This is a genomic window from Anaerococcus sp. NML200574 (assembly GCF_026131665.1).
GTDB classification, from domain to species: domain Bacteria; phylum Bacillota; class Clostridia; order Tissierellales; family Peptoniphilaceae; genus Anaerococcus; species Anaerococcus kampingae.
This window is the reverse complement of sequence record NZ_JAMXSM010000023.1, coordinates 16,091-28,942: the sequence shown is the minus strand read 5'-3', so window position 1 is coordinate 28,942 and position 12,852 is coordinate 16,091. Positions and strand designations below refer to the sequence as shown.

At 33.3% G+C, this 12,852-nt stretch carries 11 protein-coding genes; all 11 read right to left on the bottom strand.

Going from position 1 to position 12,852, the window contains the following annotated elements; all coding sequences use genetic code 11:
- Positions 1 to 334: 334 nt before the first annotated feature.
- A complete protein-coding gene (locus tag NH286_RS08410; RefSeq protein ID WP_265238246.1) occupies positions 335 to 2,794 on the bottom strand; it encodes a hypothetical protein in 2,460 nt (819 codons plus the stop codon).
- A 174-nt stretch (positions 2,795 to 2,968) separates the two neighbouring features.
- Positions 2,969 to 5,059 carry a hypothetical protein gene (locus tag NH286_RS08405; RefSeq protein WP_265238244.1) on the bottom strand — a complete coding sequence of 697 codons (2,091 nt, stop codon included), beginning with the start codon at positions 5,057 to 5,059 and terminating at the stop codon, positions 2,969 to 2,971.
- Between the two features lie 127 nt (positions 5,060 to 5,186).
- The gene (locus tag NH286_RS08400) at positions 5,187 to 5,648 is read right to left on the bottom strand and encodes a hypothetical protein (RefSeq protein WP_265238241.1); all 462 of its coding nucleotides are present in this window, start codon (positions 5,646 to 5,648) and stop codon (positions 5,187 to 5,189) included.
- The gene (locus NH286_RS08395; protein WP_265238239.1) at positions 5,632 to 8,328 is read right to left on the bottom strand and encodes a hypothetical protein; all 2,697 of its coding nucleotides are present in this window, start codon (positions 8,326 to 8,328) and stop codon (positions 5,632 to 5,634) included. Before NH286_RS08395 ends, NH286_RS08400 begins: the two co-directional genes overlap by 17 nt.
- Positions 8,329 to 8,436: 108 nt before the next feature.
- On the bottom strand, positions 8,437 to 9,219 hold the full coding sequence (locus tag NH286_RS08390) for a hypothetical protein (protein ID WP_265238237.1): 783 nt from the start codon (positions 9,217 to 9,219) through the stop codon (positions 8,437 to 8,439).
- Between the two features lie 63 nt (positions 9,220 to 9,282).
- Positions 9,283 to 9,918: a hypothetical protein gene (locus tag NH286_RS08385; protein ID WP_265238235.1), complete on the bottom strand. Its 636-nt coding sequence runs from the start codon at positions 9,916 to 9,918 to the stop codon at positions 9,283 to 9,285.
- On the bottom strand, positions 9,903 to 10,442 hold the full coding sequence (locus tag NH286_RS08380) for a DUF4256 domain-containing protein (RefSeq protein ID WP_265238233.1): 540 nt from the start codon (positions 10,440 to 10,442) through the stop codon (positions 9,903 to 9,905). The genes NH286_RS08385 and NH286_RS08380 overlap by 16 nt, the downstream gene beginning before the upstream one ends.
- 12 nt (positions 10,443 to 10,454) lie before the next feature.
- Positions 10,455 to 10,760 carry a nitrous oxide-stimulated promoter family protein gene (locus NH286_RS08375; RefSeq protein WP_265238231.1) on the bottom strand — a complete coding sequence of 102 codons (306 nt, stop codon included), beginning with the start codon at positions 10,758 to 10,760 and terminating at the stop codon, positions 10,455 to 10,457.
- Positions 10,750 to 11,022, bottom strand: coding sequence for a hypothetical protein (locus tag NH286_RS08370; RefSeq protein WP_106461559.1), 273 nt, complete (start codon positions 11,020 to 11,022; stop codon positions 10,750 to 10,752). Before NH286_RS08370 ends, NH286_RS08375 begins: the two co-directional genes overlap by 11 nt.
- 130 nt (positions 11,023 to 11,152) lie before the next feature.
- Complete coding sequence (locus NH286_RS08365; RefSeq protein WP_265238230.1) at positions 11,153 to 12,241, bottom strand: transglutaminase domain-containing protein; 1,089 nt, start codon at positions 12,239 to 12,241, stop codon at positions 11,153 to 11,155.
- Positions 12,242 to 12,314: 73 nt separating this feature from the next.
- Entirely contained in the window at positions 12,315 to 12,851 is a 537-nt protein-coding gene (locus NH286_RS08360) for a hypothetical protein (protein WP_265238228.1), read from the bottom strand.
- Position 12,852 lies beyond the last annotated feature (1 nt).

Genomic DNA, 12,852 nt, shown 5'->3' with positions numbered 1-12,852 from the left:
ATTAACATTTTTGCTATTTTGCTTCTTTTTGTTTCTGTTCTTTTTCTTGGCATTAAAAATCCTCCTGATTAGTTTTTTCTTACCCTAATCAGGAGGTCTCTATACACAAAATTTTACACAGTCTCAATATAAAAAATATAAAATCCTTGGTTTTATCCTTCATCGCTGTCCTTTCATACTTTAACAAATGATATATTATTATTATATCATATTAATAAGTGAAATTCTATTATTTACAAGTTTTCTTTGATTTTTCTTTGGAATTTAACAAAAAAATACCAAGTCTATCTTGTCAGATTTGACTTGGTATTTTAATATTATTAAACTTTTTTATCTAAGCATTGGCTTCTAGCTTTTCTATTAGGATTCTTACCTTCTCTAAGATAAGTTTTTGTCTTATTACTAAAACTTCAAGCTTAGCTCTTTTCGCTTTAGGCATCTTGGCAGTTTTCATATAGTTTTCTGCTCTTTCTAGGACAGCTAAGGCTCTCTTATAAGCCATTTTAAGATTAACTAGAGCTTTTCTAAATTTCTCATTTTTAATCTTTGCTACATCCTCACTTGTCTTATTGTCGTCATCCTTTGATTTATTATCATTAGTATTTGACTTATTATTAGTATTTGGCTTATTATCTGATGGTGAGCTTGGCTTATTATTTTGACCCTTATTTTCTGGCTTTTGATTTTCTTTAGCCTTTTTATTTTTTAGGACTTCTAGGCCGACTTTTTTATCATTTAGGGTCTTTTCATCTTTTTTGATTGCTTCAAGGATTTGTCTTAGAGAAATCTTCTTTTGATCAAGCTTTGCCTTTATTTCCTTGTAGTCTTTAGCCATTTCTGGGGCAACTCTTTTATCTAAACTTTCCTTAAGTGTCCTAATGCTCTCATCTAGCTTTTTAGCCTCATTATCTAGGTCTTTCTTTTTATTTTCAAGGCTTGTTAGCTTGTTTTTATTTGCTACAAGTTCTTTATTTAAATCTTTATTCTCAGCTTCAAGAGCTTTTTTACTAGCCTCTTTATTTTCAATTTCTTTAAGAAGTTTTTCTTTAGCCCTTATTTTTTCATCATAACCTTTGATAGCTGCTTCTTTTGCCTTGATATCAGCCTTTGTTTCGTTTATTGCTTTTGAATCAGCTTCTAATTGCTTCTTTATTTTTTCTACTTTAAGGTCATTAGTCTTCTTAGTATTTTCATTATCTAAGATTTCCCCCTTAAGCTTATCAATCCTACTAGTTAAATCTTCTTTTTTATAGTTTAACTCTTTAAGCTCCTCAGTTTTTTTATTATATTCTTCTATTTGCTTCTCATATTTTTTCTTTGCTTCTAAGAATGGATTTATATGTGTTTTTGATTTGTCTATATTATTTCTAATTGCAGAATTCTCTGCCTCTAATCTCTTTATTTCATCTATATCATCAGGATTTATATTATTTTGCTCTTTTTCTCTTAATAACTTTTCTTGTTCACTTGTTGTAGAATTTATTTTTATTGCATTTGTTTTTTGTTCTTCTTCTTTTTCTCTTATACTATTTAGAGTATCTTGAATTTCTTTTTTGTAAGCTTCTATTTTTGAATTAGCTTCATTTGCTTTGTTTTCCGCTTCATTTTTTAGGGATTCTAGAGTGTTTTTTTCATTATTAGTCTTATCCAACCTACTCTTAAGCTCTTTTAAAGTCTCTTCTTTATTTGCTTCATTAGAGTTTTCCAAATTTTCAATATTTACTTCAAGATCCCCAATATTTCTTTCTTTTTCTTTAATTTCGTCATCTAAGCCATTTGCTTCTAACTTTTGTTTGTCAAATTCTCCCTGGGCTTCAATTTTCTTACTTTCAAGACCTTGTTTTTTTGAAATTAAGCTATCAATTTCTTTTTGTAAAGCATTTTGTTTCTCTTCAAGTTCTTTTGATTTAGCTTCTAATTCATCAATCTTTTTTTCTATTTCATCATTATATAACGGATTTTTAGCCTTTAGCTCTTTTATTCTAATTTCATTAGCTTTTATTTTATCTAACTGTTTTGATTCTATTTTTTCAAAATCTTCTATTGTTTTATTTGCTTTTGCTAATTCTTCTTTTATTTTGTCAATATCTTGATCTCTGTCCTTAGCATTCTTGATTTCATTTTGTGTTTTATCAAGATTTGCCTTTAATTCATTTAGGGTGTTTTTCTTTGAGTCTATATCTATATCAAGTCTTTCGCTATATGCCTTATTTTTTTGGTATTCTTTTTGTAAATCTTCGTGAGCTTTTACTTCTTTTGCTAATTTATTTTCTAAGGCTGTTTTTGCGCTTTCATCTTTAGACTTTGAACTTTTTGCTTCTTTTATATCTTTTTCTACTTGACTCTTGTCTGTAGATTTTAATTCAGAGATTTTTTCATTATTAGCTTGTATTTTACCTTCTAGTTCTATTTTCTTTTGCTCGACTGCTTTTTTATCTGATTCAAGGTCTTTTAGGGCTTTTTCTGCGATTTTCTTTTCTTCTTTTAGTTTATTTAGCTTGGCTAGATCAGCCTTGCTTTCTTTATCTAATTTGCTTTTTATCTCATCTAATTTCTTCTCTAAATCTGAAATCTCAGTTTCAAGTCGAGTTTTCTCTTTAATTCTTGCATTAAGCTCTATTTGCTTTTCTTGGATTTCTTTTTCTAGTTTTTTGATAGCATCTTCATTTTTTTGATTATTTATGCTTGCTTTTACATCTTCTTTTGCCGCAAGGGGACTTTCAATGTGATTAAAAAATATACTTGTAGACAGGGCTGTGATTAGGGCAAATTTTGCAAGATTTCTTTTCTTCATTTGATTCTCCTTAATAATTAATTGTCTTTACTTTATAAGTTTTTATTTAATTATAAATTATGGATCATTAAATTTATGTTAAGAAATAAGATTTTTTTACAAAAAATAAAAAGCACCACTTGGCTATTATTAGCCGTTTATGATGCTTTTAAAAATTCTTTTTATATCTTGCTCTTAATTTTTTTGATTATTTAAGAAATTTGTCCTATTATTTAGATTTCTTAAGTATCTTATTAATAGTGGGTAAGAGTTTTTGATTCTAACCTTTGATTCAGGCTTTTTCTCTTCCTTCTTTTCATCTTTTTTTTCTAGATGATTTTCTGGAAGAACTTTTTCTTTTTCTTGCTTTTCATCTTTGGCAGGTTTTTCTTCCTGCTTTTCTTTTGGATTTTGAGGATTTTCTTTATTTTCTTCCTTTGTTTCTTTTTCTTCTTTTACTTCTTCTTTATTTTCTGGAAGTTTTTCATCCTTAGCCCCGTCTTCGTTAGGGGCTTCCTTTTCCTTGTCAGCTTCTTTTTTATCTTCTAAGTTTTCTTTGTTAGCTTGTTCTTTTTTGTCTTCTTCGCTTGTGATTGTGACTGTTTCTACCTTTGTCATAGCGTGACCTAGCTTAGAACTTAACTCTTCTAAAAATTCTTTATAATTTTTATCTTTCCCGTCAGTTAAATCTGTTAGGTAATTTATATCTGTATCATCTGCAAAGTCTAAGGCTAGATTTCTAGCCTCACTTGGATTACCTTCGGCATAGTCTGACTTTAGGTCGATTTCATCATAGGCTATAAGCTTATCGGCTGCCTTTTCCTTAAGATCTTGTGATTGCTTTAAAAGAAGGGCTATATTTCTATATTCCTCCTCAGCTGCCTCTTTGTCGCTTAGCTCTAATTCTCTTAAGCTTTCTAGTTCGCTATTTAATAATACTTGTCTAATTATCGTATTTATAATCTTTGCGTGGTTTAGAAGCCTATTTGTTAGTAGCTCTAGCTCCTCATCTGATGGTTCATCATTTTTCCTTACAGGTGAGCTTACCCTTGCTTCTAGGGCCTTTTCCATGTCTTTATTGGCTGTTCTTAAAGAATTGATTAGCTCTTTTGACTTATCATTTTTCCTATCTTTATTTTCGCCAGCCTTGATTATCAAATCTCCCATTGTCCTTTTTGAATCTTTAAAATCATAGACTCCTACTGCTGCAGATTTGACTTCTTCCTTGCTATCCTTATCTAGGACATCTATCCTAGCTAGGCTAAAGGCTGGTATTTGATAGGTCTTTGGATTTGCTATTGTTTCTGTTTTTTCTACGAGGAGATTTGGATCTATATAATTTATCACAAATTTAGACTTGCTTAAGTCTGATGAGTCTAGGTCAAGATAAGCGCCCAAATTTTGTTCTTCCTTGCTATCATTGATTAGGTATTTCTTGTAAGGAAGCTTTGTAATAGGGTCATCCTTTTTAGCTTCTTTATTTTCATAATCTCTTAATTCAGGCTTTGTATCTAGCTCAAAGTCATCTTCATCTTTCTTGGTGATTTTTGCATCTACCTTGCCAAAGCTTTTATCTTCGCCCTTGCTTACTATATAATATATAGAATAATCGCCTGGCTTAGCATCTTGATCAAAGTTTGCTTCTACCTTTATGCTCGCATAGTCTGAGATGTTTGTCTTAATCCTAAAACCTAGGACATCTTCACTTTCGATTTGTTCTGCCTTATCTAGGAGATTTCTGCCTGTTTTGACATTAGAATCACTTATGACATTAGCAAGCTTTAGGGTCTTATTTTCGCTATTTTTAAGGGCAAATACTGATATGGTGTACTCGCTGTCTAAAGAGTTGGCATGGATGCCAAGCATGAATGATAGGGTAAAATTGTTTTTATCAGATATTCTGTCCTTTTTTAGTTCAGTCTTATAGGCTGTGACCTTGATTGGTCCTTCTTCTAGGTTAAACTTGCCTGCTTGACTTAGGTAATTTGTATTTTGTGGACTAGTAGTAGGGCTTGTGAGATTTATCCTAGGGCTAGGCACACTTGGCGCTTGGTATGTATTATTCACACTTGGTGTTTGACTTTCCAAGGCTGGTGCTGGTGTATTGTCTATCTCGCTATCTTCTATTAGTTTTTTATTTTCTTCTGGCTTAGCTACTTCTTCTTTGCTAGGCTCAGTTATATTTGTAATCGGCTCAGCTGGCTCTTCTGTTGCTCTTACTTGGTTTGGTAAGGATATGAGAAGGGCTAGGCTTAGGAGTCCGTATTTTATAGGTGTTTTTTTCATAATCTCCTCCACTTACCTATATTTTATCATAGATTACAAATATTACAACGACTTTTTTATAGTAATTTTAAGATACTGACTATTTATAAAATATAAAAAGCAGGCATTCCTGCCCGCTTTTTACATTTTATAGACTTTCTAGTGCTTTTTCAGCTTTTTCGATTAGTGCATTTGATTCTTCTACTAGAGTTTCTAATTTATCCTTTATATTTGTTATTGTTTCAGGTGTTTGTTCTAGTAGGATTTCTGCTGCTCTTGCTTGTACTCTGTTGTTAAATACAGCATCTTCAAGCTTTTCTTTTGTTGATTGACCAGCATATGTTACTGCTTCTTCTTTATCAGCATCAGCTTGGTCTGCATTTTCAGAATCTTCTTCGCCTTCTTTCTTTTCAGCGTCTTTTTCTTCTGAATCAGCCTTGTCAGCATCTGTTTCTTCTTTTGTTTCTGCTTCTTTGTTTTCTTGAGATTCTTCTACAGCTGGTTTTTCAGTATTTTCAGCTTCTTTTTTGCTTCCATTTAGGCCATCGCAAGCTGTAAGTGTTGCTGCTGCTAAAAGTATAGCTATTATTTTTTTATTTGTTAATTTCATTGTTTTCTCCTTTTTTCTTCAAAATTACATATATTATAGCGGCTACTACTAAAATTATAGCAACCTTTGCTATTCCATTTATACCCGTTTTTACAGGAGATCCTGCTTTTGTTACGGTTTGGACAGGACTTGTTGTTGGTGCGACTGTTGTGGTTGTCACACTTACCTTCTTATCATTGATTAGGTCATAGAATTCTTTTTTGACCGCCTCATAATCATCCATAGTCTTGCCTGGCTCATTTAGGCTATTAATCCTGTCAGCCATAGCCTGTCTCTTATCTTGTGGGATTAGTTTTTGATTTTCCTTAAATTCTTTGGCTAGGGCTTTTATGCTTTCTTCAAATTTATCGCCATCAAGATTTTCGATAGCTTTTTTTAGATTTGTAAGGGCTCTATTAACCTCATCTAGGCTTGGTTTATCCTTAGCTACGACTTCCTTTGCGCTTGCAAGGGCTTGGTCATAGGCATCCCTGTTTACCTTTTTGGCCTTTTGATATTTAAAGCTGCCTTCTTTTAATTTCTTATCATTTGAAACAAGGACATTTAGCTCATTTAGTAGGTCTTTTCTTTCCTTAAGAGGATTACTGTCGAATATCTTTTTGATGATAGCCTTGATTGAAGGATCTTCTAAGACTTCGCCTAGGCTTTGGAGAGCCTTTGCTTGCTTATCCTTATCGTCAGGATTTTTCATTGAGTCTTCGGCTAATTCTAGGGCTTTTTCAAGCCTTTCTCTAGATACTTGATTTACATTCTTATAATCCTCATCGGCTTTTACCATATTTAGAAGGATATAATTTTTATTTATGGTGTATCTTTCCTTGCTTATTTCCCCACCCAAATACTTTCTTGCATTTGTAAGGATTTTTAAGATATGACCTGCTAATTTACTATCTGCTTTTCCAGAGTCTTTTAGGTATTTAGCAAGTTCCAAGAAGCCATCATATTCCTTTGCTGCATCCTTATCTTTAGGTTTTTTATAGGCATCTAGTCCTTTGAATACATCAGAGATATAGATTTCATAATTTAATTTTCTAGCAGGTGTTGATAATTTGTCATCTATCTCATCCTTACTATCCTTGATTGCCTTTAATAATAGGTTGATATTAGCTCTATCAGGACTTGTCTTGGCAAGCTCTTCTTTGGCTAATTTTATGAGATTGTTGTAATGGTCTATTATTTCTTTCTTGCTAGAATTTCCTTCAAGGTCTTTGTAATTCTTACTTTTTCTAAACTCTTCATCTTCATTTACAAGTTTTTGGAGTTTATCAGAGGACTTATACTCTAGATTTAAGATTGATTCTAGGATTTTATCGTGAGCTTTTTTTACTTCCTCAATACTTAATTTCTCACCATTTGCAAGTTTATTTAGGATATACTCTCCATCTTTTATGGCCTTATCGTAAGCAGCTTTAGCTTCAGTCTCAGCATTTGTATAGGCTGTACTTTTTTTGATATTATCCTTGTTATCAACTAGGATTTTAAGGGCTGCCCTTGCTTCTTCTACAGTTTTAAAACCGGTAGTTTGACTTTTTAATTTAATTTCATCTGTGATTTCTTTTAGCTTATCATTAAGTTTAGTATAATCTTCTACGCTAGCTTCTTTGTTTTCCTTAAGCTTTATAGCTTTTTCAATATTTTCTTTATAGGAATCCTTAAGGATATTATCATCTTTAAATTTGTCTTCTTTTAGGATTTTTTCGATATTTTCCCTATCTTTTATATAGGCATCTAATGTCTTTTTAGCTTCTTCTAGCTTATCTTTTTCAGACTTATCTGTCTTTACAGTCTTAAGATTTAAGTCTTTTCCATCTATAGTATATCTTTCTTGATAGGCATTTTTAACTGCTTCTAAAATTTTGTTATAAGCTGCTTTACTATTATCATCCTTGTCAATAGTCATGTCTTTAAGAGCCTTATAGGCTTTTTTGTAGGCCTCTTTGTTCTCTTCTTTAGCATCTTTATAAGGATTTGAGCCTATGAATTCTTCATGACTATTAAGAAGTTTATCCCTATCATCTATGACATCTTGGAAGCCATTGACTTTTGTTTCTTCAGGATTTAGCTCTTTATCTAGGGCTTTGATTTCTTCTTCGCTTGCCTCATATTCTTCTTTATCTTCATACTTTTCCTTTAGATTTAAGAAATTCTTATTGATAGCTTCTTTAAAGTCTATGAGTTCTTTGCCAGAAGCTTTTTCTAGATTGTCTTTTTTTAGAATATCTCTTGATTTATTCAAGTCTTCTTTAATATCGATATAGGCTTGGTCCTTATCATCGACCTTTTCTTTATTTTTATCTAATAATTTTCCTGCTTTTATTATCGCTACTTTCAAAGATTTTTGATTTTCTTTAGCACTTTTTTCTAGGTCTTCAAGGCTTGTTTTTAAGCTCATAGAAAGACCATCAAGCTGGTCTGCTTTTTTATCCTCACTCTTAAGATATTCATTCGCTTGACTATAAGCTTGGTCATAGGCTTTCTTGTTCTCATCACTAGCTAGCCTATAAGAATTGCTAGCAACTTTGTTATTATAATCATTAACATAAGCTTTTAGGTCATTGATTTTTGTATCTGTTTCCTGATTGCTTGCCTCTGAAGCATAGGAAGGGTTATTTATAGTACTTATTGGCGTGCTTAGGACTAGGCCTAGGGCCAAAATACTTGTCAGTAGTTGTTTCTTCATCACATTCTCCATGGACTCTATTTTAAAAAATATTTATTCTTATCTTATAATTATATGTCTTTGATGATTTTTGTCAATAAAGTCCTAAATTTCAATATTCCTTAGCTTTTAATAATACTGGGCTAGGGCTAGCTTGGCCTTTTTTATCAATTCTTCTTGGTCCTTGATTTGGCCATCTAGCTTATAGCGGACTTTGGCCACTGTTTTTGGTGCAAATTTTATAAGATTGTAGCAAGATTCTAATTGGATTTCGGCCTTTTTTATGGCTCTGTTTAACATTTCAATTGAATCTTTGTTCTTTTCTCTCTTATAATATTTAAGTTCAAGACTTACCCTATCTAGCTTTTCTTTTTGCTTTTGAAGCTTTTCAGAAATTGGCTTTAGGGCCGCATCAATTTTTGGCAAGACTACAGAATCTGATATGGCATTAACATAAGAGATTAAAAGCTTGTCATAGACCTCTTTATCGGTCCCTTCTTTCATTACAAAATAAGATTTGACATATTTATATAAGTCTTCGGCATTATTTGCCCTTATCTCATAGCCATTTAGCCTTGCTCCCTGGCTTAGGTTTACGCTTAGCATGGCTGATTCTATAGAAGGGATTACATTTGTTACATAATTGTCTAGCTGTGAAGAAACATTGTAAAGATTAGCCCTTATTGCTTCTTCATTTGTTACATATTGACCGCTCTTGCTTATATAAGCCTTGGATTTGCCTTGAATATTTGAATAAGTCTCATAGATTGAGTCATATTCTTCTTGAAGCTTTTTTTCTTCGATCTTTAACTCTTCGATTTTTTGATCTATCTTTGTATCCGCAAAGGCTAGATTTGGCCCCACAAAGGCAAAGGCTAGGGCAAGAGCCGCTATTTTTGTGTATTTTTTCATAGATTTCTCCCTTCTATATTTTCTTATAGGTATTATACCCACAAAGTAGCCATTAAATTAAACTTATTTCTGGGTGAACACCTCTTTTTTTGTCTTATTATAAAGGATAAAGCCCCTTACTTTTTCATCATCCTGGCTAGAATTTTTAGCTAGGTCTATGAGCCTATCGTCTTTTTCCAAATCCTTTATCGGAGCTCCTGGCCTATATAAGATGTATTCATCATCCATATCTAGGCCGAGGGCGAAGTCTACATTATAGTAGATGTCATCGTGAGCACCTTCCTTACTTGTAATCTTGTATTCAGATAGCTTAGCTTCATAGCGATATTCATCTAGCATTTTTGTAAGGTCGATTTTACCGATAAATTCTGATGAGTGGATTTCTTCTGCATGGTAAAAAATCTGTGCCGTCGCACTTAGGCCATAATCCTTGCCATCAGCGGCGATTTTCCCGAAATAATCTCCTCTAAATTTACCATCATTTTCAAAAATTATCTTTGTCTGGCCTGTGCCCTCGCCATAGGTCCTAATTAGGGTTTGAAAGCATAATTTATCTAAGATTATGGGCCTTACACTTTCTATATTAAGGCTTTCTTCTCTACTTTCACTTTTAGCTTTATCAGCTTGATTGTCATCTGCACATCCACTTAAGGCTAGCATGGCTGATAAGCAAATTATCCCTATTAAATTTTTACGCAAGCCCTAAACCCTCTTGATTGATAATATGAATCTGCACCATTGTGATAGGTGAAGGTTCTGTCATATTTTTTGCTACAAAATAGGGCCCCATCCAATTCTCTTATCGCATCTGTTGTATAAATCCAGCTACTTGTTTTTGTATCAAGGTCTTCTAGGTCTTGGATGGCATAGTATTCTTCTTCTTTTATTAGCCTTAGGCCCATTTTCTCAGCTTCTTCTAAGGCTGATGATGTTGGTGGATTTTTCTTTCTTTCTTCCCTGGCCTTTTTGTCATAGCATAAATTGCGGCGGCCTTCTGGGCTTTCCTTTGCCATATCTACATATACTAGGCCCCTAAAGACTTCTAAATCCACCAGGTCAGGTTCTCCACCTGTCTGATCCATCTGAAATACAGCTTCATAAAGATCTTCGTTAGACATAAGTGAGCTTTGGACAAAATCCCATTTGATGTGTTTATGTCTATGCATATTTGCCTTAAATCTTTCTTCTAATTTTTGTAAAAACTTCTTGTCAAATTTTTCCATTAAGCTACCTCCTCATGATTTCCTAGATCTTAGCTCTGCCAATGTATGGGCTAGCAGGGAAAGTGGTCTTGTAAAAATCATCCTTGGCCCTGCATATCGCATGACTTTTTTGATGATTGACCTGTGCTTTTTATCATAGCAATGAATCTTGCAAGTTGAACAAAAAGGCTTGTCATCCCCATGGGGACAGGCTTCTAGCCTTTTTTTGACATAGGATTTTAATTCATCCTTATCATGATCTTCATTGGGATTGCCTTTGTAATAGATGTCTATCATCTGGCAAACTATGGCAAGATTCCTATCCCTTTTAGTCTTCATTTTCTGCCAATTTTTTTAGGGCATCCATGTCTGTGAGATCATCGATTCCTACTGATTTGAGCAGATCTGCTATTTCATCGCTTGCTTTATCAAGTTGGGCTGTTAGATCATCTATTTCCTCTTCTGCTTTAGATTTTTCTACCTTTGGCTCATCTACAAAGAAAACCTTGCCTGTCTTTGGGTCAAAACCTACGGTGCCTGATGTATTATCAACTATATCTATATCATCTCTATCTTTATTGTCATTTTTTGCTTCTAACATAATAACTCCTTATTTTTCTCTTAAGTATATTTTAACATTTTTATCGAAGAATTTAAAGCTATAGAATTTTTTTAGCTTTAGTAAGAAAAATCCCCAACTAGGCCGCACCTAGCTAGGGATCTGCTTTTATTTAATTTATTACCCAAAACTTGCCTTCGTGCTCTTCGATTTTTGAGTTGTTTGGTATGGAGGCAAAATTGCTTTCTGCCTTTGGCCTGTTTTTAAATTCGTCTATAGTTCTGGAATTTTTAATATCCGCATCTGATTTGAGAAAATAATCGTAGATTACAAAATCTTCGATATTTTCAACATTTCCTAGGTCAAAATTAATCACAGGATCATCCCAGGTAGTATCTATGTGGTACCAAACTCCTAGGACCTTGACCATATTCCACATATGATCTTCGCCATTTCTTTTGGACTTGCCTGTTAGAAATATTGTCTCAAGGCCTGCTTCCTTGGCCATTAGGTCAAACAGACTGGCATAGGCATTGCAGACTCCACCATTGCCATAAATTATAGATGATGGATGGTAAATTGAAAATCCGCCGCTTATGGCATTTTTATCACCTTTATTGTAGTTGTTTTTCTTTACTATAAAGTCGTGAATTTTTACTACCTTGGCATAGTCTGTAAGGTCTGGTGCAATATTTTCCCTTACCCATTCTTTTACAAAGTCTTTTAGGTTATATTCTAGGTGCATATCTGCCCTGTAGGATACGTCAAAGTTGGCATTTTCTATATAGGTCTTGCCATTTGAGGACTTGGATGGGTTGAAGGATGTATTGATCTTGCAAGAAGCATACTGGCTATAATAGAAGTATGGGTCTTCTTTGGCAACTTGGGTGAAAAGCTCTGATATGTCTTTGTTTGACGATATCTTATCTACTTTTACCGAAAAATACGAGCTCCTATTTGTCAGATTTTCTCTAATGTCTTTTCTTATCCTAATATTATCCCTAAAGGAATCCTTTATATTATCTATCTTTTTGATGATTTGACGGCCATTTGCTACAAGTACAGTAAGCTTTTCCTTTTTTTGTGGAGATATTTGGCCAGTATTTATGTAGGATTCTGCCGCATCCAGGACTCTTTCATTTCTAGAAGTGTCTAGACCTATAAATTTTTCCTCAAAGGCCTCGCTATAGGCTAGAGCTGTGCTTTTTGGAAGAAATATTAGGAGGGCTAGGATTAAGAGGGTCTTTTTTGATATTTTCATTGTGCTCCCTTATAAAAAGCTAACAATAAAGACCTAGCCTAGGCTAAATCTTTATTCTTATGCTTATTTTGTTTTACTTAAGTTTTGCTTCTGCTAATTTTATTAATTCTTCTGATCTTTGTAGCTTTCTTATCAAGACATCTTTTACCTTGGCTACGGTCTTAGGAGCATTTTCTAGAAGGTATCTAGCTGATGCTGCTGTTTTTTTATTGTCTTCGATAGCTTTTTTTAGTCTTTCTCTAGCTAAAACCTTGTTTACATCTCTTTTTATAGCTTGTCTAGCTTGGTTGATGCTTGCTGTTGCTGCAGCAAGTTGGTTTTGCTTTGGAGCTTCGGTTTGTAAAAGAGCCCTAGCATCAGCAATTGCCTTTTCATAGGCTGCTTTGGTAGACTCAGAAGCATATGAAACGTAAGCTTCAGAGCTTACTACATTTGCCCTATCACCTACTGCATATTCTAGTTGTTGTCTTTGAACTTTGTATTCTTCTGTTTGTGTTTCATCTTGAGAAGCTTCTGTGGCATAGGCAAGATTTGTATTTGCAAGTCCATATCCTGTTAAGGCTAGGTTTGCTACTAGTATTGATAGTCCTAATTTTTTGATGAATTTCATT